Raw genomic sequence first — 23,497 nt, 5'->3', positions numbered from 1 at the left:
GGACGCGGGCGCGTCGTGGACCCGGTCAGGCCGAAGGCTGCGTGCGCTTCTGCAGCTCCCGGGCGCCGTTCGGCGCATTGACCTTGCCCGAGGTGATGAAGAAGGCGAACACGTCGCGCGGCTGGCGCGCCGGCTTGTGGCCGGGATCGACGAGAGGAAGGCCGTCCGGCTGTCCGCCGGCGGCCCATTCGCCCAACCGCCCCGCCCATTCGTCGAGCGCCGTGGCGGGGTAGCACGTGGCGATCTCGTCGGAGCCGCGCTGCAGACGGGCATAGACAAAGTCCGCGGTCACGTCGGCGATCTCCGGATATTCGTCGTGATGGGCATAGACGATGGCGGCCTTGTGCTTCCGGGCAAGTGCAACGAATTCCGGGACCATGAAAGTGGGATTGCGGACCTCCAGCGCATGGCGGAGCGGCAAGCCGTCCTGCTTTTCCGGCAGCAGCTTGAGGAAAGCCTCGAAATCGTCCGGCTCGAGCTTCTTCGTGGGCGCGAATTGCCACAGGATCGGCCCGAGATGCGGGCCGAGCTCGGTCAGGCCTTGCGTGAGGAAGCGTTCGATCGATTCCCCCGCCTCGGCCAACACCTTGCGGTTTGTCGTATAGCGGCTGGCCTTCAGGGAAAAGACGAAGCTCTCCGGCACTTCGGACGCCCATTTGGCGAAGGTCTCCGGCTTCTGCGAACCGTAATAGGTGCCGTTGACCTCGATCGCCGTCAGTTCGCGGCTGGCAAACTCCAGCTGTCGCTTCTTGGCGAGCTTCTCCGGATAGAACGTCCCCTCCCAGGGCTCGAAGGTCCAGCCGCCTATGCCAGTGCGGATGGTGCCGGTCTTGGACATGGCGTGTCTCCCGAGGAACTTTGGTGGAACGGATTTGGATCGGTTATTCAGGCTGGCGCGACGAAGGGCTGGGCGATTTCCTTGAAAACCCGCAATGCCTCCATGCGGCTGCAATGGGCGGCGAGCGAGGGATGGTCGTCAAGCCGGATCAGGCCGGGATGGGCCTCTCCCACGTGTCGCAGCGCGCAGGCGACGGCGATGTCGGCGTGACCGATGCGCTCGCCGAACCAGAAGGCACCGGGCTTGGAAGTCCTGTCGGCCTCGAGTGCGTCCAGCGTCGCCCTGATCTGGCTGCGGCAGCGCTCGGCCCAGGCGACGGAAGGCTGCTCGTGAAGCCGCAGTTCGTAGAACAGGCTGACGCCCTTGTCGGCCAGGCCGGTGGCGAGGGCAGCGATCCTCAAGGCATGCCGCCGTTCCGGCCCGGACTGCGGCAGCAGCCGCCGCTCCAGGGATACCAGGCTGTCGATATGGTCGATGATCGAGTTGCTGTCGACGACGACCTCGCCGTCGTCGAGCACGAGCGTCGGCACGCGCATCAGCGGGTTCAGCGCCTGGATCCTGTCGCCGTCGCCGAAGACCGACCACGGCCGGTGCTCGAACGGCAGGTCGTAGATCCGCATGGCGATGGCCACGCGGCGCACGAAGGACGAATCGTATTGCCCGATCAGGATCACCGGTTCTACTCCGCCGCCGCCTTCTTCATCGGGCGCCGTTCCAGCAGTTCGTTCAGGAACCTGCCGGTATAGGAGCGCTCGACCTTGACCACATCCTCCGGCGTGCCGCTGGCGATCACCTCGCCGCCGCCGTCGCCGCCTTCGGGACCGAAGTCGATGACCCAGTCGGCGGTCTTGATGACCTCGAGATTGTGCTCGATCACCACCACGGAATTGCCCTGGTTGACCAGTTCGTGCAGCACTTCCAGCAGCTTGGCGACATCGTGGAAGTGCAGCCCGGTCGTCGGCTCGTCGAGGATATAGAGCGTGCGCCCGGTGGATCGCTTGGACAGCTCCTTGGCGAGCTTGACGCGCTGCGCCTCGCCGCCAGAGAGCGTGTTGGCCTGCTGGCCGACCTTGATGTAGCCGAGGCCGACCTCGTTCAGCGTCTTCAGCTTGTCGCGCACCGCCGGCACGGCTGCGAAGAATTCCACGCCTTCCTCCACCGTCATGTCGAGGACATCGGCGATCGACTTGCCCTTGAAGGTGACGTCGAGGGTCTCGCGGTTGTAGCGCTTGCCGTGGCAGACGTCGCAGGTGACGTAAACGTCCGGCAGGAAGTGCATCTCGATCTTGATGACACCGTCGCCCTGGCAGGCCTCGCAGCGCCCGCCCTTGACGTTGAAGGAGAAGCGGCCCGGCTGGTAGCCGCGCGCCTTGGCCTCCGGCAGGCCCGCGAACCAGTCGCGGATCGGCGTGAAGGCGCCGGTATAGGTGGCCGGGTTCGAGCGCGGCGTGCGGCCGATCGGCGACTGGTCGATGTCGATGACCTTGTCGATGAACTCGAAGCCGTCGATGCGGTCGTGCTCGGCCGGGATTTCGCGCGCGCCCATGACGCGACGCGCGGCGGACTTGTACAGCGTCTCGATCAGGAAGGTCGACTTGCCGCCGCCGGAGACGCCGGTGACCGCGGTGAAGACGCCCAGCGGGATCGAGGCGGTGACATTCTTCAGGTTGTTGGCGCGGGCGCCGACGACCGTGATCTCCTTCTTTTTTTTCGGCTTGCGGCGCTCGCCGGGGACAGCGACGGCGAGTTCGCCGGAAAGATACTTGCCCGTGAGCGACTTCGGGTTCGCCATGACCTCTTCGGGCGAGCCCTGCGCGATCACCTCGCCGCCATGGATGCCCGCGGCCGGGCCGATGTCGACCACGTAGTCCGCCGTCAGGATCGCGTCCTCGTCGTGCTCGACGACGATCACGGTGTTGCCGATGTCGCGCAGGTGGCGCAGCGTGTCGAGCAGGCGGGCATTGTCGCGCTGGTGCAGGCCGATCGACGGCTCGTCCAGCACGTAGAGGACGCCCGTCAGGCCCGAGCCGATCTGCGAGGCGAGCCGGATGCGCTGGCTCTCGCCGCCGGACAGCGTGCCGGAATTGCGCGACAGGCTCAGATATTCCAGGCCGACGTCGTTGAGGAAGCGCAGGCGCTCGCGGATCTCCTTGAAGATCCGCACCGCGATCTCGTTCTGCTTGGCGTTCATGTGGGCGGGCAGGGTGTCGAACCAGTCGCGCGCGACGCGGATCGACATCTGCGTGACCTCGCCGATGTGCAGGCCGTGGATCTTTACCGCCAGCGCCTCGGGCTTCAGGCGATAGCCGTTGCAGGCCGGGCAGGGGGCGGCGGACATGTAGCGCTCGATCTCCTCGCGCGCCCAGGCCGAATCCGTCTCCTTCCAGCGCCGCTCGAGATTCGGAACGATGCCTTCGAAGGTCTTGGTGGTCTTGTAGGAGCGGGCGCCGTCCTGGTAGTTGAACTCGATCTTCTCGTCGGTCCCGTAGAGGATCGCCTTCTGGCCCGCTTCGGGCAGGTCCGACCAGCGGTTGGAGAGCTTGAAGCCGTAGGCCGCGCCCAGCGCCTCGAGCGTCTGGTTGTAATAGGGCGAGGACGACTTGGCCCAGGGCGCGATGGCGCCGTCGCGCAGGGTGCGCTGCGGCTCGGGCACGATCAGGTCGGGGTCGATCTTCTGCTGGCTGCCGAGGCCGTCGCAGGTCGGGCAGGCGCCGAAGGGATTGTTGAACGAGAAGAGCCGCGGCTCGATCTCCGGAATGGTGAAGCCGGAGACGGGGCAGGCGAATTTCTCCGAGAACATCACCCGCTCGTGCGTCTCGTTCAACGACTTGTTGGCCGATCCGCCGGCCGAGGTTTCCTCCGGCGGCAGCGGCTTGTCGGCGAATTCGGCGATCGCCAGCCCGTCGGCGAGCTTGAGGCAGGTCTCGATGCTGTCGGCGAGGCGGGCGGCGAGATCGGGCCGGACGACGACGCGGTCGACGACCACGTCGATGTCGTGCTTGTACTTCTTGTCGAGCGCCGGCACTTCGGCGATCTCGTAGAACTGGCCATCCACCTTGACGCGCTGGAAGCCCTTCTTCATCAGTTCGGCGAGTTCTTTCTTATATTCGCCCTTCCGGCCGCGCACGATCGGCGCCAGGATATAGAGACGCGTGCCCTCGCCGAAGTCGATCACCCGGTCCACCATCTGGCTGACCGTCTGGCTCTCGATCGGCAGGCCAGTCGCCGGCGAATAGGGGACGCCAACACGGGCAAACAGCAGGCGCATATAGTCGTAGATCTCGGTGACGGTGCCGACCGTCGAGCGCGGGTTCTTCGAGGTCGTCTTCTGCTCGATCGAGATCGCCGGCGAAAGCCCGTCGATCTGGTCGACGTCGGGCTTCTGCATCATCTCCAGGAACTGGCGCGCATAGGCCGAAAGGCTCTCGACATAGCGGCGCTGGCCCTCGGCATAGATGGTGTCGAAGGCGAGCGACGACTTGCCCGAGCCGGACAGGCCGGTCATGACGATCAGCTTGTTGCGCGGAAGGTCGAGGTCGATGCCCTTGAGATTGTGCTCGCGTGCGCCGCGGATGGAAATGGTCTTCAGTTCGCTCATGTGTCCAGCGCCAGTCGTCAGGTCTTGAGAGGTTTTTCCGTTAGCGCCTATGTAGGGACGGGAGCGTGCCTTTCCATGCGCGTTGCGGCGAAACCCTGCCTCTTTCCGATTCGGTTGACAAGATGTTAGGGATTAACTAGAACAAAAAAAGAACGAAATAAATCGGAATTTCATCTGTGGATTATCCGGCGCACGGGGCGGCGCACGGAGGTCGCGGCCGTTAAGATAGCGGGATCGAAATTTCAGGCAGCCGGCAACGATCCGGCGCGGCAACAGGGACGAAAGCGGATGGCAGGCAGCGTCAACAAGGTAATCCTGATCGGGAACGTCGGCGCGGATCCCGAAATCCGCCGCACCCAGGACGGCCGTCCGATCGCAAACCTGCGCATCGCGACGTCGGAGAGCTGGCGGGACCGCAATTCCGGCGAGCGCCGCGAGAAGACCGAATGGCACACGGTCGTCGTCTTCAACGAGGGCCTGTGCAAGGTTGTCGAACAATATGTGAAAAAGGGTGCCAAGCTCTACATCGAGGGCGCGCTGCAGACGCGCAAGTGGCAGGACCAGACCGGCAACGACCGCTACTCGACCGAGATCGTGCTGCAGGGCTTCAACTCGACCCTGACCATGCTCGACGGGCGCGGCGAAGGCGGTGGCGACCGCCGTGGCGGCTCCGATTTCGGCAGCAGCGGCGGCGGCGGGCCGAGCTACGACGACTACGGCTCCCAGCCGTCGTCCTCGTCCTCGCCGTCCTCCAGCCGCGGCGGCTCGGGTTCGGGCTCGTTCTCGCGCGACATGGACGACGATATCCCGTTCTGAGATCCGTCAGCGGAAGACAGATGGCGGCTTGAGACAAGGCGGGGCGAAGCCCCGCCTATTTCGATGGATACGACCGCGATCCTGCTGGACGCGATCGTCTGCCGAACAAGCGCCATGACCGGGTCGCCTGCGACTATCGCGGGTCCCACCGTGACGGGAACCCGCGACGTCCGGCCGGATGATAAACCTCAGATCATGAGATCCGAATTCATGTGGCCCGGGCCTGCCGCCATCTGGGCGATGATCTTAGCCAGCGCATCGTGGGCGGCATCGGCGACGTCCGTCGGCAGTTGGATATCGGCCGAATGGTGCGTGAGCCTGGAGGCCACTGCATCGCGATATCCGAGGTTCGCAACCATCCCCTCGAGCAGATGGGCGATGTCGTCGGCGTTGCCGACGGCAGCCTCCTTCGAGGCGTGAAAGTGCATCTGGTCCGCATCAGGCGCGAAATGTTTGCCATTCTTGGTCGCCGGGGCGTTTGCGTCATCGCCGGTCGGAGCCTGATCGTCCGCTGCGGCATTCGCACTCAGCGCTCCTGACTTCATGACCGGGTCAATAAGGTCCTTCTTCACGTTTTTCGTGCCGATGGTTGCCTTCTGGGTCGACGTGGCAATGCTGGTGCCCGAAAACGTGACGGTATAGGTGCCGGGCTTTAGCGCGAGGTCATAGCCGCCAGCGGCGGACGTCGTGGTCTTGAAAAGCTGGCCCGCCGAATTCTTGGCCGTCACCGCAATGCTGCCGAGACCCTCACCGACATCGTAGAAGCGATCACCATCGCGATCGTCGAAAGCCACACCCGTCAGGAAGACGGCAGAACCGGTCTTTGCGAAATCCTGCGTCACGAATGCGCTGCTGCGACCGCGGTAGTCACCGACCTCGACGCCGAGGCCCACCTCGCGAAAATTCGGATTGAGAAGGTTGGCGCGGTGACCCGACGAGTTCATCAGGTTGGTGTGCAGAAGCTTGACTTCATCCTGATAGCCGGTTGGGGCACGGGTCGTCGCCCAGGCGATATTCTCGCCCGTGGCCCAGGACCCCTGCAAGGCATAGCCCGCCGCTTTCATGCGTTGCGTCGAACTGGATCCCCCCGAACCTGTATGCGAGAAAACGTCGGCAGCGAGCATCCACTTGCTGTGCCCCTCGGCGGCTTCGCTGAGATCGTTGTCGAAGGCCAGCGGCTGTGCACCCGCCTTTGCCCTATCCGCATTGATCAGTTCCAACAAATATTGCTCATTCGCGCTGTGTCTCGGCATTCTGCACGTCTCCCTGAAAGTCATTCTTCGTCACTTGAGTGCCCCGCCCAATCGCTCCATAGGAACGAACTGTGTCCAAGGTGCGGAGCAAGGTTGACCAACTTGGGGATTCGCACACGTATCTTTTCCGCCGTCTTCACGCGGTGTCGCGCGTGAAAGAATCATTTGCACGTATACTGCGAAGTTATTGTCATTTCCCGTCTTATGACCTTCCCGGAGGGGAAGCTGATGGTGGCGACATTTTGGATGCCAGGAGACCAGCGGGGACGGGCCGCTTGCCGTCGGCAGGACCAGCCCTCGAAGACATGGCTCAAGACCAGATGGTGGCGGGACGCAGTGCGCGACGGCGACCGATGTCATTGAGCCCGCTGCGGTGCTCGTCACGGGCAAGGACGAAGCACAGATCGACCACATCGAGCCGTACAACATGGACCGCGCGTTCTTCTTCTTCCTCTGCGAGGACGCAGGACTGCAGCGTGTGCCGTGCGGCAATCGGAAGGGTCACCGGTTCGTGCCGGGGAAGCTGGCGCGCTAACGGCGCAGATTTCCGTCCGGCTTTCGTCCGACCTTTTCGCGCTCGGACAAGTCGGAAAAAGGTCAGGTGGATAGAATTATTCAGTTATTTCAAACGTTTATGGCGACCCCTGCAGGACTCGAACCTGCGACCTACTGCTTAGAAGGCAGTTGCTCTATCCAGCTGAGCTAAGGGGCCATACCGGACCGCGGGCTGCCGTCAGTGCGTCCAGGGCTGCGTGCGGTTGAGACGGAAATTGTCCGGGTAGGCAACTTTCTTGCGGGTCGGATCGTGCGGCTCGACGACGCGGTACTCGATGCCGTTGCGCTCGGCATAGGCGACGGCGAGTTCGCGCGTCTCGAAAGTCAGCCTGACCTGCTGGCGCATGTCACCGGAGCTCGTATAGCCCATGATCGGATCGATCGTGCGGGCGCGCTCCTGATCGAATTCCAGGATCCAACGATGCGTTTTCGCCTGGCCGGACTGCATGGCGGTCTTGGCGGGACGGTAGATCTTCGCGGACATGGGTTCTTCGGGCTCCGATAGGTTCTGTCTTCTGCCGCACCGGCGACTGCACATCCATAGCGCAGAATCGGAAAACGGCAAATGCACGCGCGCCGTTTCGTCCCCGGCTGGGCGCGCAGCTTCCGCCGCGGTGCATAGCATCAGGCGCAGGGCAATTCAACGGTCGCATGCGGCATGGATGTTTCGGCTGCGCCGCCCTTGCCGGCTGGGAAATACTCTCCATCTCAACGAGATGCGATGGCTGCATGGACCTCTGCCAGCTTGCGGGACCGGTATGGACGTCCCGGTACGAACACCATGCGCATGTCGTCGTGCGCGGTGTGGTTTAGGCAGGGCGCAGGTGGAACGGAGTGGATCAGATGAAGAGTCCGGACAAAAGGGCGAATGGCATTGCGCCTCTCATTTGCGCAGTAGCGCTTTGCATTGCCGGTTGTACGGCGAGCGCGGGCGGCGGGAACTATCCGGATCCCATTCCCGGCAGCATCACCTATGGCGGCCAGCCCCGCTCCAAGCTGACCAAGTCCCCGGTCGGCAGCTGGTTCCACCACCGCTTCACCGACCAGTTTGGCCGGACGGTGCAGGAGACCTACGTCATCCAGCCGGACAGATCGCTGCTGCTGACGAGCCGGATCGTCATCGAAGACTTCTTCGACGACTGAAGGGTGATGCCCGATGCCCGAGAAGGTCGCGCCCAGGGCGAGGGCGCTCACACCCCATTTTTGCAGTTGCGGCCACGGCGGGATGCGTGTATCTCCGCCAGCACGGATCGGCGGAGTGTAGCGCAGCCTGGTAGCGCATCTGGTTTGGGACCAGAGGGTCGGGAGTTCGAATCTCTCCACTCCGACCACCGTCTAGCCTTGAAATCAAAGATCATGTTGATTTTGCAAGCGCTATTCCCAATCATCTGTCACAAACGGTGTTGCAAAGCGCCAGCCTTGCGCTGGTGGTAAGGTCAAGAATCTTTGCCATCGTGACGGCAGCTAGTATTTCCGAAAGCGCTGCTCCTTTCCTCGATAGCATAAGCTTGAAGTGGGTTTGCTGGACTATAGTGTGATGATCCCGAAGCGGGAGGGAGAATCGCATGGAGAACACAGCGCTTGAAATCGCTAAGCTTGCAGTGCAGGCGCTTACGCCACTAGCCGTGGGATACATTGGCTGGAAGGTAAGCAAGCGCCTAAAGGATATTGATCAGCACCAATGGGGAAATCGTAAATTATCGGAGAAGAGAATTCAGATTTACGACGAGATATCTCCGCTGTTAAATCGCCTATTTTGTTATTTCACCTATGTTGGCGACTGGCAGCATCATACGCCGAATGATATCATCATCACCAAACGCAACCTTGACCACAATGTATACGTGAACAGATATCTACTTGAGCCGAATGTTTTTGATTCGTATCAAGTCTTTATCAACGCACTATTCCAGCACTATACGGGTGCGGGGGAAGATGCGAAGCTAAAGACACGGTTTGGGGACCGCCGTTCCTCCCCGCATTTTCCTTGGAGCGACGAATGGGCTCACTGCTTTGACACCAGGGATGTGGCGCCCCTCAACGTAGTACACAAGCTGTATGAAGACGTAATGAAGGCTCAACGAGAAGGAATTAACGCTTGACTAGTTGAAATCCTGTCTGGGGTTTCATAGGTGAACCCGTGCTACGAGATAATCCGCCTCCAGTTGAACTGAGGGTACATTACCAGAAGTTCTATAACGCTCTTCATCGTCTGAAGAGGGCAGTTGGCCTTTCTGTCGAACAGCAGGCATGTTCTATCATTGTTTCGGGTATCGTCGAAATCTTCCACGTGTCCAACCGCTTATAGTGAGAAGCGGTATCCACTTCCCACGCCTCGGTGTTTCATCAACCTGCCGACGCCGGCCCGCCCGAGCGGTCAGGCTCGCCTTGCTCCACCTCACCTCACTCGGCGGCGACCATGCGGAAGGTGCGCTCGGCGGTGTCCTTCGAGCCCCCGCCCATCAGGTGGATCAGACAGCTTGTCCGCAGCAGCGAGGCGAAGTTCGAGACTGCGCCGTTGATGAGCAGCGCCTCGTCGTAGAGCGTGGACAGGAAGCGGGACGTCGACAGGCCCTGGCTGGCGGCGATCTCGTCGATGAGGTCCCAGAAGGCTGCCTCGATCTGGATGCTGGTGGAATGGCCACCGATGCGCACGGAGCGGTTGACGGGGCGATAGCGCTGCGGGTCCTGGCCCGCAAAGACCTCACACATGGTGTTTCCTCCAGTCTTGTTCTTATGGGCGCGATTATGCGTGGGGCGCCTGATTTGGTCAAATCGTCCATTCCACGCCAGACTTGCGCAAAATCCTTCGTATTTCACTCCAGATCAAAGAAATTTGACGTGCGGTAACCGGCTGCTACCCGAATCTGCCGTTCCCGGCGCAATCTTGCCATCAGTCGAACTTGCAAGCATCGGGAAGGGCAGCGTGGCCAAATCGATACATTCCATGATCCGGGTCCTGGACGAGGGCCGTTCGGTGGACTTCTATCGCAGGGCATTCGGCCTGGAGGTGGCCGAGAGGCTCGATTTCGAAACCTTCACGCTCGTCTACATGAGCAATGCCGAGAGCGAATTCGAGCTGGAGCTGACGATCAACAAGGGCCGTGCCGAGCCCTACCATCTGGGCGACGGCTACGGCCATTTCGCCGTCTCCGTCGATGACCTGGACGCTGAACACGCGCGAGTGAGCGAACTGAAGTTTGCCCCCGGCAAGATCGTCGAATTCAACCGGGACGGCAGCCTGCTCGCCCGCTTCTTCTTCATCACCGACCCCGACGGCTACAAGATCGAGGTGCTGCAGCGCCACGGCCGCTACAAATAAACAGCCTGGTGGCCGGAGGAGGGCCGCCGGGCAGACTGCAATGGGAGGAACGAACATGACCACGATCTTCGAGCGTCGCCGCAGCCCGGATTCCGGCCTGTCCCGGCGCGAGCTACTCAAGCGCGGCACGGTGGGTGCCGTACTCGTCATTGCCGGCAATGCGGTGATCAGCCCGGACCGCGCCTGGGGCGTGGAGACGACGGCGCTGAAGCCGGACACGATGGCGACCCTGATCAAGCTCGCCCGCGACATCTACCCCCACGATAAGGTCCCCGACCGTTTCTATGCGATCGCCGTGAAGGGCCAGGACACGAAGGCCGGCCAGGACCCGGCGCACAGGGAACTGATCGAGGTAGGCGTTGCCGACCTCGACGCGCGGGCAGGCGAGGGCGGCTACCGCGGCCTCGGCTGGGAGGACGACCGCGTCGCGATCCTGCGCGAAGTCGAGTCGACGCCGTTCTTCCAGGCGGTGCGCGGCGATCTCGTTGTCTCCTTCTACAACCAGAAGGAACTGTGGCCGCACTTCGGCTACGAGGGAGAATCCTTCTCGAAGGGGGGCTACCTCAAGCGCGGCTTCGACGACATCGAATGGCTGTAGAGCCGGGCGGCAGCCGGCGCCGGAGGAGGGCGCCCGGCGGACACGGAACGTGTCGATCGCCAAAATAGACCGGGGGTCAGAATAGACCGGGAGGAAGAACATGGCAGCTCCATACAATCTGAACGACGACAGCGTCGTCGTCATCATCGGCTCCGGTGCCGGCGGCGGCACGCTGGGCAACGAACTGGCGCAGAAGGGCATCGATGTCGTCATTCTCGAGGCCGGTGCGCGCATCGAGTACGAGGACTTCATCAACGACGAGTGGGACAGCTTCGCCCAGCTCGCCTGGCTCGACCACCGCACGACCGGCGGAGGCTGGCGCGTTTCGAAGGACTTCCCCAACCTGCCGGCGTGGATCGTCAAGGCGGTGGGCGGCACGACGACCCACTGGGCCGGCGCCTCGCTGCGCATTCAGGAGCACGAGTTCAAGGCGCTTTCGAACTACGGCAAGGTGGAAGGCGCCAACCTTCTGGACTGGCCGATCACGCTCGCCGAGCTCGAGCCCTACTATTCCAAGGCAGAGGACAAGATGGGCGTCACCCGCACCCACGGCATCGAGGGCCTGCCGGGCAACAACAACTTCAAGGTCTTCAAGGCCGGCGCCGACAAGCTGGGCTACAAGGAGTGTCACACCGGCCGGATGGCCATCAATTCCGCCGACCGCGACGACCGGATGAGCTGTCAGCAGACGGGCTTCTGCTTCCAGGGGTGCAAGTGGGGCGCCAAGTGGTCGACGCTCTACACCGAGATCCCGAAGGGCGAGGCGACCGGCAGGCTGGAGGTCCGGCCCAATTCACACGTGGTCAAAATCGAGCACGATGCGAGCGGCAAGGTGACGAACGTCGTCTATGCCGACAAGGACGGCAAGCTGCAGAGCCAGAAGGCGCGGATCATCTGCGTCGCGGGCAATTCGATCGAGAGCCCACGGCTCCTGCTCAATTCGGCCTCGGCCAAGTTCCCGGACGGGCTCGCCAATTCCTCCGGCCAGGTCGGCAAGAACTACATGCGCCATACCACCGGCTCGGTCTACGCGGTGTTCGAGAAGCCGGTCCACTTCTACCGCGGCACGACGATGGCCGGCATCATCCAGGACGAGGCCGGGCACGATCCTTCGCGCGGCTTCGTCGGCGGCTACGAGATGGAGACGCTGGCGCTCGGCGTGCCCTTCATGGCAGCATTCCTGGATCCCGGCGGCTGGGGCCGCTCCTTCGCCTCTGCCATGGACGGCTATGCCAACACGGCGGGCCTTTGGATCGTCGGCGAGGACATGCCGCAGGAACAGAACGCGGTGAAGCTGCATGCGACGCTGAAGGACCAGTACGGTATGCCGATCCCCGACGTCTGGTTCACCGACCATCCAAACGACGTCGCCATGCGCAACCACGCCTACAAGCAGGGACAGGCGCTCTACGAGGCGGTCGGCGCGACCAGGGCCTTCCCGACGCCGCCCTATCCCTCGACCCACAATCTCGGCACGAACCGCATGAGCGAAAAGGCGCAGGACGGCGTCGTCAACAAGTGGGGCCAGACCCACGACATCAAGAACCTGTTTGTCTCCGACGGCAGCCAGTTCACCACGGGGGCTGCGGAAAACCCGACGCTCACGATCGTGAGCCTGGCGATCCGCCAGGCAGACTATATCGCCGACCAGATGAACGCGGGCTCCATCTGACGGCCACGCCAACCTCCCACGGCCGCCTGAGGCCGGCCGGCGATCGCGCGCGGAAGCGATCCGCGCCACCTCCGGCCGGCACTGCCGGCCATTTTTTTGATCGGGACCGTGGCGCGGGCCGCGCCCGCCGGGATGCCTGCGGCGCCGGAATGCAAAACGGACGGGCCTTCCGGCCCGCCCGTCGGCGTCTTGCGTTGTCGTTGAGCCCCTCAGTGAAGGATCTGGCTGAGGAACAGCTTCGTGCGCTCGTGCTGCGGGTTGTCGAAGAAGTTCTGCGGGTCGTTCTGCTCGACGATCTGGCCCTGGTCCATGAAGATCACGCGGTTGGCGACCTGGCGGGCGAAGCCCATCTCGTGGGTGACGCAGATCATGGTCATGCCCTCCTCGGCGAGCGAAACCATGGTGTCCAGCACTTCCTTGACCATTTCCGGGTCGAGTGCAGAGGTCGGCTCGTCGAACAGCATGATCTTCGGCTTCATGCACAGCGAGCGGGCGATCGCCACGCGCTGCTGCTGGCCGCCGGAGAGCTGGCCCGGGTACTTGAGCGCCTGCTCGGGGATCTTGACCCGCTCCAGGTAGTGCATGGCGACCTGCTCGGCTTCCTTCTTCGGCATCTTGCGCACCCAGATCGGCGCCAGCGTGCAGTTCTCCAGGATCGTCAGGTGCGGGAAGAGGTTGAAGTGCTGGAACACCATGCCGACCTCGCGGCGCACTTCGTCGATCTTCTTCAGGTCGTTGGTAAGCTCGATGCCGTCGACGAAGATCTGTCCCTTCTGGTGCTCCTCCAGCCGGTTGATGCAGCGGATCATCGTGGACTTGCCCGAGCCGGAGGGGCCGGCGATGACGATGCGCTCGCCGCGCATCACCTTCAGGTTGATGTCGCGCAGGACGTGGAAGTCGCCGTACCACTTGTTCATGTTGACGATCTCGATGGCGACGTCCGTCGCCGATACCGTCATCTTCTTTGCCTGGGCCTGGTTTGCCATGGTTTTTTTGTCCTTATCTCTTGTGGCCCGTGTCGAGCCTGCGCTCCACGAACATTGAATATCGCGACATGCCGAAGCAGAAGATCCAGAACACGAATCCTGCGAAGATCAGGCCCGTGAGCGGCGTCACGGGAGAGGCCCAGGAAACGTCGGCGAAGTTCTGGCGGATGATGCCGAGCAGGTCGAACATGCCGATGATCGACACGAGCGACGTGTCCTTGAACATGCCGATGAAGGTGTTGACGATGCCCGGGATGACGATCTTGATCGCCTGCGGCAGCACGATGAGCCCCGTCTTCTGCCAGTAGCTGAAGCCGAGCGAATCGGCACCCTCGTACTGTCCCTTGGGGATCGCCTGAAGGCCGCCGCGGATCACCTCGGCCATATAGGCCGAGGCGAAGATCGAAAAGCCGATCAGCGCGCGCAGGAACCTGTCGACGGTGACCCCTTGCGGCATGAACAGCGGCAGCATGACGCTGGCCATGAACAGCACCGTGATCAGCGGCACGCCGCGGACGATCTCGATGAAGGTGACGCAGAGCGTCTTGATCACCGGCATGGGCGAGCGCCGTCCGAGCGCCAGCAGGATGCCGAGCGGAAACGACACCGCCATGCCGACGAAGGACAGGATCAGCGTCACCATCAACCCGCCCCACAGCGAGGTCTCGACGTGGCGGAGGCCGAAGACGCCGCCGACGAGAAGGAAGAACGAGACCACCGGCAGCACCACAAACAGCAGGATCGCGTTCCAGCCCTTGTAGGGCACCTTCGGGATCATGAGCGGCACCAGCAGCGCCACGAACAGGATGCCGACGAGCGTCGGGCGCCAGCGTTCGTCGATCGGGTAGCGCCCGAAGATGAACTGGTCGAAGCGTGAGCCGATGAACGCCCAGCAAGCGCCGCTCCAGCCTTCCGGCTGGCTGCCGCCGCTCTGGACGACGGTGGCGCAGAAGCTGCGATCGGTGCCCATCCACTGGGCATTGAAGAACAGCCAGTTCAGCACCTGGGGGACGTACCAGGCCAGAAGCAGCAGCGCGATCACGGTCAGGATGGTATCCTTGGGTGTCGCGAACAGATTGGTCTTCAGCCAATGCGCCGCGCCGGTGACGCCGGGCGGCGGCGGTTCTGCGGCGATCATCTGGGCACGGACGTAAGACGATTGTGTGCTTGCCATGTCCTATCGCTCCACCAATGCCATTCTCGAATTGAACCAGTTCATGAAGAGCGACGTCAGCAGGCTGATGCTGAGGTAGACCACCATCCAGATCGCGACGATCTCGATCGGGTGCCCGCTCTGGTTCAGGATCGTGCCGCCGACCGAGACGAGGTCGGCGTAGCCGATCGCGATCGCCAGCGTCGAGTTCTTCGTCAGGTTGAGGTACTGGCTCGTCAGCGGCGGGATGATGATGCGCATGGCCTGCGGCACGACGACGAACCGGGTCGTGTATCCCGACCTGAGCCCCAGCGCTTCGGCAGCTTCCGACTGGCCTCGCGGCACGGCGCGGATGCCACCGCGGACGATCTCGGCGATGAAGGAGGCGGTGTAGAACGACAGCGCCAGATAGAGCGACATGAATTCGGGCCCGACGACCGAACCGCCCGTCAGGTTGAATGTGCCGGCGACGGGATAGTCGAACGACAGCGGCGCGCCCATGATGAAATAGGCGATCAGCGGGAAGGCGACGATCATCGCCACGGACGGCCACAGGATCGGCACGCCGCGGCCGGTCGCCATGCGCTTGTTCAGGGAATAGCGCCGCAGCACCAGCGAAAGCACGATCGCGGCCAGAAGTGCTACGAGCACGAGCCAGAAGCCTTCGGCGAAGACGGGCTTCGGAAAGGCAAAGCCGCGGTTGTTCAGGTAGCTTCCGAAGGGCAGGGCGATGGATTCGCGCACGCCCGGCAGGACGGCGAGAACGCCGCTGTACCAGAAGAAGATCACGAGCAGGGGCGGTATGTTGCGGAAGATCTCGACATAGACGGTGGAGAGCTTGGCGATCAGCCAATTCTTCGAAAGCCGCCCGATGCCGACGATGAATCCGAGGATCGTGGCCGTGATGATGCCGGTGAAGGCCACGAGCAGTGTGTTGAGGAAGCCGACATAGAGCGCGCGGGCATAGGTCGAATCGCTGGAAAAGGCGATGAGCGACTGCCCGAGGTCGAATCCTGCGCGGCCGGACAGGAAGCCGAAGCCGGAGGCGATATTGGCGCGCCGGAGGTTTTCCAGCGTGTTGGTCCAGATGAAGTAGATCAGGGCGATGAAGACGAGTGCCGTCACGACCTGATAGATGATGCCGCGGATTTTCGGATCGTTGAGGAGGGAACTTGGCGGTCGTTCCGTCCTGCCTGATGCCACCGATGCGGGTGCTGCCATTGTCGTCCCCTTGATCGCCCTTGTTCGAGCGCTTCTTGTTCTAGAGGATGAAGGGCGGGGATCTGTCCCGCCCTTCGCATTCGTGTCGCCCGCCGCTTAGCGGATCGGCGGGGCGTACTGGATGCCGCCCTTGCTCCACAGGGCGTTCAGGCCGCGCTCGATCTTGAGCGGGCTGCCCGCACCGATGTTGCGGTCGAAGACTTCGCCATAGTTGCCGACGGCCTTGATGACGTTGACCGCCCAGTTGTTGTCGAGGCCGAGGTCGGCGCCGATGGTGCTGTCGGCTTCGGCGCCGAGGAAGCGCTTGATGTCCGGGTTCGGTGAGCTCTTCATCTCTTCGACGTTGGCCTGGGTAACGCCGAATTCCTCGGCGTTGATCAGCGCGTAGTGAACCCAGCTGACGATGTCGAACCACTTGTCGTCACCCTGGCGGACGGCCGGAGCGAGCGGCTCCTTGGAGATGATTTCCGGCAGGACCATGTGATCGTCCGGAGCCGCCAGCGTCAGGCGGATGGCATAGAGGCCCGACTGGTCGGTGGTGTAGACGTCGCAGCGGCCGGCGTCGTAGGCGGCGTTGACTTCCTCGATCTTCTCGAAGACGACCGGGTTGTACTGCAGGTTGTTGGCCTTGAAGTAGTCGGCGAGGTTCAGCTCGGTTGTGGTGCCCGTCTGTACGCAGACGGCCGCACCGGAGAGTTCGAGCGCGGACTTCACGTTCAGGCTCTTGCGGACCATGAAGCCCTGGCCGTCATAGTAGTTGACCGGGCGGAAGTTGAAGCCGAGCGCGGTGTCGCGGTTGATCGTCCAGGTGGTATTGCGGGCCAGGACGTCGACTTCGCCCGACTGCAGCGCGGGGAAGCGTTCCTTGGCAGTGGTCGGCGTGTACTTGACCTTGGTCGCGTCGCCGAAGATCGCAGCGGCAATCGCCTTGCAATAGTCAACGTCGAAACCGGCATAGTTGCCCTGGGCGTCGGGGGCGGCGAACCCGGCAAGGCTGCTGTTGACGCCGCACTGTACGAAACCCTTCGCCTTTACGTCGGACAGCGTGTCCGCCTGGGCCGCCTGGGCGCCCATCCCCAAAACGGCAGCGCCGAGGAGTGCCGTAACGATCTTCTTTGCCATGTCCAAATACCCTTGTTCTATTTGTCTTTCTTCGTCCGGTTGGCGCTGCCACGGTGCGGGAACGCCGCCGGCACTCGTCACCCTCCCGGCGCGAGTTGATCTATCTCATGCTCAAAACGACGCAGGGTCAAGAGTGGGAGCCCGTTTTCCAAGCAAGCTGGTGAATCTCACTGCCATTGGCAAATAAATAAGCAAAATCAGCTGGGAAAGTGCATGCCGAGCTCAAAAAAAGCGCTTCCGAAGCCGCTCCCTGAGGCCTGATCCGTCACTTGCGCGTGATGGGTACTTCAGCAAAATTGGCTTGACCACGCAAATCAGGCTCTGGAAAGTGCCATGTTCCCACCAAGCAACCCTGCGGATTCCGATTGATGACTGACAAGAAAGACGTGCTGGCCGGCGCCGGCCCGAACACCCGACTGGCCCATGTCGGCAACGACCCGGCCGAGTTCCACGGCTTCGTCAACCCGCCGGTCGTGCACGCCTCCACCGTGCTTTTCCCGAATGCGGCGACGATGGAGAAGCGGGCGCAGAAATACAGCTACGGCACGCGCGGCACGCCGACCACGGATGCGCTCTGCGCTGCGATCGACGAGTTGGAAGGTTCGGCCGGGACCATCCTCGTGCCCTCGGGGCTCGCCGCCGTCAGCGTCCCGTTCCTGGCCTTCCTGTCGGCCGGCGACCACGCGCTCGTCGTCGATTCGGTCTATAGCCCCACCCGGCACTTCTGCGACACGATGCTGACCCGGCTGGGGGTGACGGTCGAGTACTACGACCCCTCCGTCGGGGCGGGGATCGCGTCCCTGATGAAGCCGAACACGAAACTCGTGCATCTCGAGGCGCCCGGTTCGAACACCTTCGAGATGCAGGACGTTCGCGCCATTGCCGATGCCGTGCACAAGGGCGGCGCGGTCGTCACCCTGGACAACACCTGGGCGACGCCGCTCTATTTCCGCCCGCTCGATTTCGGCGTGGACATCTCGATCCACGCGGCCACGAAATATCCCTCCGGCCATTCCGACATCCTAATGGGCACGGTCTCGGCCAATGCCGCACACTGGCGGCAACTCTGGGATGGCAATTTCGCCCTCGGGATCTGCGGATCGCCCGACGATTCCTACCAGATCCTGCGAGGGCTCAGGACCATGGGCGTGCGACTGGAGCGGCACCAGGAGAGTGCGATGCGGCTTGCGGAGTGGCTGGAGGGAAGGGACGACGTCGCCTCCGTTCTCCATCCCGGCCTGCCGAGCTTTCCGGGGCACGCGCTGTGGAAGCGCGATTTCAAGGGCGCGAGCGGCATCTTCTCGATCGTGCTCGACGGCGGCGACCCCGGCCGGTTCAAGGCCAAGGCGCACGCCTTCCTCGATGCGTTGAAGATCTTCGGCCTCGGCTATTCCTGGGGCGGGTTCGAGAGCCTTGCCGTGCACGTGAACCTGAGCGACCGCCGCATCTGCAAGGCGCCGGAAAACGGGCCAGTGGTCAGGCTCCAGATCGGTCTCGAAGACATGGCCGACCTGCGCGCCGACATCGAACGCGGACTGGCGGCGGCGCGGGCGGTCTAGAGGAGAGCGGCTGCCGGGCGCCTGCGCTCAGATGTCGGGCCGATAGCCGTAGAGCCAGTCGAGATCGGCCGCCAGGCGTTCGGGGCTTCGCAAGCCCAGCACGACATCGCGCACCAGCGCCACCGGGCCGCGCGCGTGGTAGGCGAAGCGGTTGAAATCGGCCCGTGCGCGGACGCGACGGACGCGCTGGCGGCGCTGTGTCTCGAAGCCCGCAAGGGCGCTCCGGACCTCGGAAGCGTTCGCAACGGCCTGCGCGAGTTCGGCCGCGTCCTCGATCGCCATTGCCGCGCCCTGCGCCGCAAAGGGCGTCGTCGCATGCGCGGCGTCGCCGATCAGCACGAGATCGTTGCCGTCGAACCAGCGCCCGTCGCCGCATTCATAGAGCGGCCAGGCGAGGGGCTTCTCGGCGAGACTCAAGAGAGCCACGATGTCCTTGTTCCAGCCGGAGAAGGCGTCGAGCCGAAAGGTTGCTCCGGCTTGCCCGGCGTGCATCTCCCAGCCGTGGCTGATGAAGGCCGGGCCCTTGTGGATTGCCACGATATTGAAGGCGTTCGCGTCGGTGAGGGGATAGGCGACCAGATGCGCCGAAGGTCCGACGAACGCCGTGACCGCGCGCGGATCGAGAAAGCGCGGCGCCCGTGCGAAGGGAACCATGAAGCGCCAGGCGATGTTGCCGCTGAAGCGGGCGTTGGCAGCACCCGGAACGCCGGCCCGCATCGTCGACCAGACGCCGTCGGCGGCGACGGTCAGGTCCGGACGGACGCCGATCAGGTCCGCAATCTCGGCGGCGCGGTCGTAGCCTTCCATGCGCACGCCGAGCGTCATGCCAATCAGCGGATTTTCGCGTGCCGCGTCGAACAGCACCTGCTGCAACGTGGCGCGGTGAAGGACGCCGTAGGGGGCGTGCCAGCGTCGCCGGGCATCGGCGCCGACGGGGACATGTGCAAGCGGCTTCAGGCTGCGCCCGGAGGCGATCGCGATCCGCTCGGGCTCGGTCCAGCGCTTCTCGAGGGCGGGAAGGAGGCCGAGCGTGGACAGGACGTGCGAGGCGTTCGGAGATAGTTGAAGGCCCGCGCCGACCTCCTCGAGCCGGTCGGCCTGTTCGATCAGGTGACTGGCGATACCCTTTCGGGCCAGGCAGAGCGCCGCGGTCAGTCCGGCAATGCCGGCGCCGACGATCGCAACCGTTCGCGCGGTCATCCGCGCGACCCTTCACGTGACATCGATCAGGCGGCCTGGTTTGCGAAGGTGCAGCCGACCGGGTTCGTCTGGGTCGCCTTCAGCGAGGGATTGTAGCGGTAGAGCGTGGAGCAGTAGCCGCAGACCTTCTCGTTGTCGTCGCCCATGTCGATGAAGATATGGGGATGATCGAAGGGGACGGAGGCGCCGACGCACATGAATTCCTTCACGCCGATCTCGATCACCGCGTGTCCGCCGTCGTTCTGGAAGTGGGGAATGCTGTGGCCAGCCATGGGATGCTCCGGAAGGTCTGTCGAAATTTCGGCGGACCATATAGCTGTTGGGTGGAAATGTGTAGCGGCAAACGTCAAGTCGCAGGGGAGAAAAAGCGCCGCGCAGCGTTCCATCGTGCGGCAAAGCGTCCTATGAGCGGAGGGCCCGCAGGACAGGTGCACAGAAAGAGGCATGGACATGAATCTCGATCCCCCGACCTTTTCCCGTTTCCGCCACGACGGTCTCGAGCTCGCCTTCTTCGACGAGGGCGATCCAGCCGGCGCGCCAGTCCTGCTGATCCATGGGTTTGCCTCGACCGCCAACGTCAACTGGGTCTATCCGGGGTGGCTCAAGACGCTGGGCGACGCCGGCTACCGGGTGATCGGCATCGACAACCGGGGCCACGGGGCCAGCGATAAGCCGCATGACCCGGCGCTTTACCATCCTCCCGCGATGGCCGGCGATGCGGCGGCATTGCTCGATCATCTCGGCATTCCCGACGCGCATGTCATGGGATATTCGATGGGGGCGCGCATCACCGCCTTCCTGGCGATCGGCCACCCGCACCGCGTCCGCTCCGTCGTCTTCGGCGGGCTCGGCATCGGCATGGTGGACGGGGTAGGGGACTGGGATCCGATTGCCGAGGCGCTGCTCGCTCCGGCGCTTGAAGACGTCAGCCACGACCGCGGCCGGATGTTCCGCAGCTTCGCCGACCAGACGAAATCCGACCGGCGGGCGCTGGCGGCCTGCATCATGACCTCGCGCGATCTTCTTTCGCCTGAAGACATCGGCCGGATCGACGTGCCCGCGCTCGTTGCCGTCGGCACCAAGGACGACATCGCCGGCTCGGCGGAGGCGCTGGCCGCGCTGATGCCGGATGCGCGCGCGATCGACATTCCCGGGCGCGACCACATGCTGGCCGTCGGCGATCGCGTTTTCAAGAAGGCTGTTCTGGAGTTCTATGCCGAAATCGACGGCCGATAGCGCGTCCGTGTCCGGCGGGGCATTCCGCCCGGCGGCCGTTTGCTTTATATATCGATCGAGACGCAAGAAGGAGTACGGCGATGGTCGCCAGCAATGAGAAGCGCGCCGACGAGAAGCTGACGGTGATGGACCCGATCTGGGACAGCCTTCAGCAGGAGGCGCGCGTGGCCGCACAGGAGGACCCGCTTCTGGCGGCGTTTCTCTATTCGACGGTGATCAACCAGCCCTCGCTCGAGGCCAGCGTGATCCACCGCGTCTGCGAACGGCTCGACCATCCGGACCTCCAGGCCAACCTCCTGCGCCAGACCTTCGAGGAGATGCAGACGGCATGGCCGGAATGGGGCGCGATCCTGCGCGTCGACATCCAGGCGGTCTATGATCGCGACCCGGCCTGCACGCGCTTCATCGAGCCGGTGCTCTATTTCAAGGGGTTCCACGCGATCCAGACCCACCGCCTGGCCCACTGGCTGTACCTGAACGGGCGGCGCGACTTCGCGCTCTATCTCCAGAGCCGCTCGTCCGGCGTGTTCCAGACGGACATCAACCCGGCGGCCCGCATCGGCAAGGGCATCTTCCTCGACCATGCCACCGGCCTGGTCGTGGGCGAGACGGCGGTGATCGGAGACAACGTCTCGATCCTGCACAACGTCACGCTCGGCGGCACCGGCAAGGAGGGCGGCGACCGCCATCCGAAGATCGACAACGGCGTCCTCATCGGCGCCGGCGCCAAGATCCTCGGCAACATCCACATCGGCTACTGCTCGCGGATCGCGGCCGGTTCGGTCGTGCTGAAGGACATGCCGCCGAAATCGACCGTCGCCGGCGTCCCGGCCAAGGTCGTGGGCGAGGCCGGCTGTTCGGAACCGTCGCGCGCCATGGATCAGATCCTGCACGGCGCGGGCTTCGACATCTGAACGCAAAACGCTGGAGACTGGCCTCTTTTGAGGGTTTACACCATCCGGCGCAGGTGCGAGAAGCGGCGCGAACGAACCGATACGGAGACGCAATCGTGAAGCCCGAAGAGATCAGGAAGCTTGAAGCCTACTTCAAGCGGAACTTCAACAAGGACATGGTCATCAAGGCGCGCCCGAAGAAGGACGAGTCGGCGGAAGTCTATCTCGCCGACGAATTCCTGGGCGTCGTCTTCCGCGACGACGAGGATGGCGAACTGTCCTACAACTTCTCGATGGCGATCCTCGACATCGATCTCTGATCCGGCCGCCTTACGGCCGTCCAATCAAACCCGGCGCTAAAAAAGCGGCCGGGTTTTTTGTGTCCTGTCAGGTGCCCGTTGCAAGCATTTGCAATTGCTGACTAATATTGCACTGCGGCATATAATTGACTTTATTGTGCGTTGCATATAGCTTTCCTTCGTCCGGGTGGGACATATAGGAGGAAATCGATGTTCAATTTTGATGAGGCCAACAAGACGGGGAAGGAAGCTGTGGACACGGTCCTGAAAAGCTATTCGTCGGTGGCCAAGGGCATGCAGGCGATCGCGACCGAAGCTGCGGACTACTCCAAGAAGTCCTTCGAGGAGGGCGTCGCGCATTTCGAGAAGCTGTCGAGCGTGAAGAGCCTCGAGGCGGCCTTCGAACTGCAGACCTCATTCCTGAAGAAGTCCTACGAGACCTACGTAGCCGAGGCGACGAAGATCGGTGAGATGTATTCCGACCTCGCCAAGAGCGCCTACAAGCCCTACGAGGCTCCTGTCGCCAAGGCCGCTGCTGCGGCAAAGGCAGCCGTCGCAGCCTGAGCGCCGCAGACGCATGTTTAAGAAGGCCGGCGACGCGGAAGTGTCGCCGGCCTTCGCCGTTTTGGGCAGGCTGCTAAAACAGGCCGCTAAAATTCGGGCTTTCAATCCGGCACCGCTGGATTATCCTTGCAGGACGAAGCAGGGGCCTTAAAATCCCGAAAGGAACCACTAGATACCGTAGGCATGATAACGGCAACCGTCGGCCGCCGCGGCTCCCATCCATGCGAGAGCCGGACTCACGAGGAATGAACAGGAATGAATTCGATACCGGGCCGGTTGCAGGGCAATGAAGGAAGCGGCGACAATCCCGGTCGCAGCGCTTCCGTCATAACCCGCACGAAGCCGAAGACCAAGAAGCCGAGCCTCTACCGGGTGCTGCTTCTCAATGACGACTACACGCCAATGGAATTCGTGATCCACATCCTCGAGCGGTTCTTCCAGAAGGACCGAGAGGCGGCAACGCGGATCATGCTGCATGTGCATAATCACGGCGTGGGTGAGTGTGGCGTTTTTACCTACGAGGTTGCCGAAACCAAAGTGACACAGGTGATGGATTTCTCCCGCCAGCACCAGCATCCGCTGCAATGTGTCATGGAAAAGAAATGAGGAATG

Annotated in this window: 25 protein-coding genes and 2 tRNA genes; 14 read left to right on the top strand and 13 right to left on the bottom strand. The window is 63.1% G+C overall.

Annotated features, from left to right (window positions below; all coding sequences use genetic code 11):
- Nucleotides 1–25: 25 nt before the first annotated feature.
- Genes GGQ64_RS00310 through uvrA form a run of 3 tightly spaced genes read right to left on the bottom strand, consistent with a single transcriptional unit; the run spans nucleotide 26 to nucleotide 4,436 of the window.
- The gene (locus GGQ64_RS00310; protein ID WP_183797711.1) at nucleotides 26–838 is read right to left on the bottom strand and encodes a DUF72 domain-containing protein; all 813 of its coding nucleotides are present in this window, start codon (nucleotides 836–838) and stop codon (nucleotides 26–28) included.
- A 47-nt stretch (nucleotides 839–885) separates the two neighbouring features.
- Nucleotides 886–1,512: a glutathione S-transferase N-terminal domain-containing protein gene (locus GGQ64_RS00305; protein WP_183797709.1), complete on the bottom strand. Its 627-nt coding sequence runs from the start codon at nucleotides 1,510–1,512 to the stop codon at nucleotides 886–888.
- A 5-nt stretch (nucleotides 1,513–1,517) separates the two neighbouring features.
- Nucleotides 1,518–4,436, bottom strand: coding sequence for an excinuclease ABC subunit UvrA (gene uvrA / locus GGQ64_RS00300; protein WP_183797707.1), 2,919 nt, complete (start codon nucleotides 4,434–4,436; stop codon nucleotides 1,518–1,520).
- A gap of 288 nt (nucleotides 4,437–4,724) precedes the next feature.
- On the opposite strand from uvrA, the gene GGQ64_RS00295 reads away from it, so the two are divergent.
- Nucleotides 4,725–5,252, top strand: a complete 528-nt coding sequence (locus tag GGQ64_RS00295) for a single-stranded DNA-binding protein (RefSeq protein WP_183797705.1) — start codon at nucleotides 4,725–4,727, stop codon at nucleotides 5,250–5,252.
- Between the two features lie 188 nt (nucleotides 5,253–5,440).
- Here GGQ64_RS00295 and GGQ64_RS00290 read toward each other — a convergent pair whose 3' ends face one another.
- Entirely contained in the window at nucleotides 5,441–6,505 is a 1,065-nt protein-coding gene (locus GGQ64_RS00290) for a CAP domain-containing protein (protein ID WP_183797703.1), read from the bottom strand.
- 373 nt (nucleotides 6,506–6,878) lie between these two features.
- On the opposite strand from GGQ64_RS00290, the gene GGQ64_RS00285 reads away from it, so the two are divergent.
- A complete protein-coding gene (locus GGQ64_RS00285) occupies nucleotides 6,879–7,040 on the top strand; it encodes a hypothetical protein (RefSeq protein WP_183797701.1) in 162 nt (53 codons plus the stop codon).
- Nucleotides 7,041–7,140: 100 nt separating this feature from the next.
- Here GGQ64_RS00285 and GGQ64_RS00280 read toward each other — a convergent pair.
- Nucleotides 7,141–7,217: transfer RNA gene (locus tag GGQ64_RS00280), tRNA-Arg, on the bottom strand.
- A 21-nt stretch (nucleotides 7,218–7,238) separates the two neighbouring features.
- A complete protein-coding gene (locus tag GGQ64_RS00275) occupies nucleotides 7,239–7,544 on the bottom strand; it encodes an ETC complex I subunit (RefSeq protein ID WP_183797699.1) in 306 nt (101 codons plus the stop codon).
- 359 nt (nucleotides 7,545–7,903) lie between these two features.
- Between GGQ64_RS00275 and GGQ64_RS00270 the strand changes: the two genes are divergently transcribed.
- From GGQ64_RS00270 to GGQ64_RS00260, 3 genes are all read left to right on the top strand, one after another.
- Nucleotides 7,904–8,203, top strand: a complete 300-nt coding sequence (locus tag GGQ64_RS00270) for a hypothetical protein (RefSeq protein ID WP_183797697.1) — start codon at nucleotides 7,904–7,906, stop codon at nucleotides 8,201–8,203.
- Between the two features lie 111 nt (nucleotides 8,204–8,314).
- A tRNA-Pro gene (locus GGQ64_RS00265) sits at nucleotides 8,315–8,391 on the top strand.
- 234 nt (nucleotides 8,392–8,625) lie between these two features.
- Entirely contained in the window at nucleotides 8,626–9,162 is a 537-nt protein-coding gene (locus GGQ64_RS00260) for a hypothetical protein (RefSeq protein ID WP_183797695.1), read from the top strand.
- Nucleotides 9,163–9,463: 301 nt separating this feature from the next.
- Here GGQ64_RS00260 and GGQ64_RS00255 read toward each other — a convergent pair whose 3' ends face one another.
- Nucleotides 9,464–9,772, bottom strand: a complete 309-nt coding sequence (locus GGQ64_RS00255; protein WP_183797693.1) for a ribbon-helix-helix domain-containing protein — start codon at nucleotides 9,770–9,772, stop codon at nucleotides 9,464–9,466.
- 214 nt (nucleotides 9,773–9,986) lie between these two features.
- Between GGQ64_RS00255 and GGQ64_RS00250 the strand changes: the two genes are divergently transcribed.
- From GGQ64_RS00250 to GGQ64_RS00240, 3 genes are all read left to right on the top strand, one after another.
- The gene (locus tag GGQ64_RS00250; RefSeq protein ID WP_183797691.1) at nucleotides 9,987–10,382 is read left to right on the top strand and encodes a VOC family protein; all 396 of its coding nucleotides are present in this window, start codon (nucleotides 9,987–9,989) and stop codon (nucleotides 10,380–10,382) included.
- A 55-nt stretch (nucleotides 10,383–10,437) separates the two neighbouring features.
- Nucleotides 10,438–10,980 carry a gluconate 2-dehydrogenase subunit 3 family protein gene (locus tag GGQ64_RS00245; RefSeq protein WP_183797689.1) on the top strand — a complete coding sequence of 181 codons (543 nt, stop codon included), beginning with the start codon at nucleotides 10,438–10,440 and terminating at the stop codon, nucleotides 10,978–10,980.
- A gap of 100 nt (nucleotides 10,981–11,080) precedes the next feature.
- A complete protein-coding gene (locus tag GGQ64_RS00240) occupies nucleotides 11,081–12,652 on the top strand; it encodes a GMC family oxidoreductase (protein WP_183797687.1) in 1,572 nt (523 codons plus the stop codon).
- A 209-nt stretch (nucleotides 12,653–12,861) separates the two neighbouring features.
- On the opposite strand, the gene GGQ64_RS00235 is transcribed toward GGQ64_RS00240, so the two are convergent.
- The 4 genes from GGQ64_RS00235 to GGQ64_RS00220 form a co-directional block, all read right to left on the bottom strand.
- On the bottom strand, nucleotides 12,862–13,638 hold the full coding sequence (locus GGQ64_RS00235) for an amino acid ABC transporter ATP-binding protein (protein ID WP_183797685.1): 777 nt from the start codon (nucleotides 13,636–13,638) through the stop codon (nucleotides 12,862–12,864).
- A 13-nt stretch (nucleotides 13,639–13,651) separates the two neighbouring features.
- Nucleotides 13,652–14,812: an amino acid ABC transporter permease gene (locus tag GGQ64_RS00230; RefSeq protein ID WP_183797683.1), complete on the bottom strand. Its 1,161-nt coding sequence runs from the start codon at nucleotides 14,810–14,812 to the stop codon at nucleotides 13,652–13,654.
- A gap of 3 nt (nucleotides 14,813–14,815) precedes the next feature.
- Complete coding sequence (locus GGQ64_RS00225) at nucleotides 14,816–16,012, bottom strand: amino acid ABC transporter permease (protein WP_183797682.1); 1,197 nt, start codon at nucleotides 16,010–16,012, stop codon at nucleotides 14,816–14,818.
- Nucleotides 16,013–16,108: 96 nt separating this feature from the next.
- Complete coding sequence (locus tag GGQ64_RS00220) at nucleotides 16,109–17,134, bottom strand: amino acid ABC transporter substrate-binding protein (RefSeq protein ID WP_183797680.1); 1,026 nt, start codon at nucleotides 17,132–17,134, stop codon at nucleotides 16,109–16,111.
- Nucleotides 17,135–17,502: 368 nt separating this feature from the next.
- On the opposite strand from GGQ64_RS00220, the gene GGQ64_RS00215 reads away from it, so the two are divergent.
- The gene (locus GGQ64_RS00215; RefSeq protein WP_183797678.1) at nucleotides 17,503–18,693 is read left to right on the top strand and encodes a cystathionine beta-lyase; all 1,191 of its coding nucleotides are present in this window, start codon (nucleotides 17,503–17,505) and stop codon (nucleotides 18,691–18,693) included.
- Between the two features lie 27 nt (nucleotides 18,694–18,720).
- On the opposite strand, the gene GGQ64_RS00210 is transcribed toward GGQ64_RS00215, so the two are convergent.
- On the bottom strand, nucleotides 18,721–19,893 hold the full coding sequence (locus tag GGQ64_RS00210; RefSeq protein ID WP_183797676.1) for an FAD-dependent monooxygenase: 1,173 nt from the start codon (nucleotides 19,891–19,893) through the stop codon (nucleotides 18,721–18,723).
- Nucleotides 19,894–19,919: 26 nt separating this feature from the next.
- The gene (locus GGQ64_RS00205; RefSeq protein WP_097138376.1) at nucleotides 19,920–20,165 is read right to left on the bottom strand and encodes a zinc-finger domain-containing protein; all 246 of its coding nucleotides are present in this window, start codon (nucleotides 20,163–20,165) and stop codon (nucleotides 19,920–19,922) included.
- A gap of 178 nt (nucleotides 20,166–20,343) precedes the next feature.
- On the opposite strand from GGQ64_RS00205, the gene GGQ64_RS00200 reads away from it, so the two are divergent.
- The 5 genes from GGQ64_RS00200 to clpS all read left to right on the top strand — a co-directional run bounded on the left by GGQ64_RS00200 (nucleotide 20,344) and on the right by clpS (nucleotide 23,491).
- Nucleotides 20,344–21,129, top strand: a complete 786-nt coding sequence (locus tag GGQ64_RS00200; RefSeq protein ID WP_183797674.1) for an alpha/beta fold hydrolase — start codon at nucleotides 20,344–20,346, stop codon at nucleotides 21,127–21,129.
- Between the two features lie 80 nt (nucleotides 21,130–21,209).
- Nucleotides 21,210–22,043 carry a serine O-acetyltransferase gene (gene cysE, locus GGQ64_RS00195; protein WP_183797672.1) on the top strand — a complete coding sequence of 278 codons (834 nt, stop codon included), beginning with the start codon at nucleotides 21,210–21,212 and terminating at the stop codon, nucleotides 22,041–22,043.
- A 95-nt stretch (nucleotides 22,044–22,138) separates the two neighbouring features.
- Entirely contained in the window at nucleotides 22,139–22,342 is a 204-nt protein-coding gene (locus GGQ64_RS00190; protein ID WP_183797670.1) for a DUF3126 family protein, read from the top strand.
- A 189-nt stretch (nucleotides 22,343–22,531) separates the two neighbouring features.
- Nucleotides 22,532–22,885 carry a phasin family protein gene (locus GGQ64_RS00185; protein ID WP_183797669.1) on the top strand — a complete coding sequence of 118 codons (354 nt, stop codon included), beginning with the start codon at nucleotides 22,532–22,534 and terminating at the stop codon, nucleotides 22,883–22,885.
- 255 nt (nucleotides 22,886–23,140) lie between these two features.
- Complete coding sequence (gene clpS, locus GGQ64_RS00180) at nucleotides 23,141–23,491, top strand: ATP-dependent Clp protease adapter ClpS (RefSeq protein WP_183797668.1); 351 nt, start codon at nucleotides 23,141–23,143, stop codon at nucleotides 23,489–23,491.
- The last annotated feature ends 6 nt before the right edge of the window (nucleotides 23,492–23,497 follow it).

It is taken from the genome of Mycoplana azooxidifex, from assembly GCF_014196765.1.
Classification (GTDB): domain Bacteria; phylum Pseudomonadota; class Alphaproteobacteria; order Rhizobiales; family Rhizobiaceae; genus Mycoplana; species Mycoplana azooxidifex.
The sequence above is the reverse complement of the archived record's forward strand: the minus strand, read 5'-3'. Positions and strand labels throughout refer to the sequence as shown.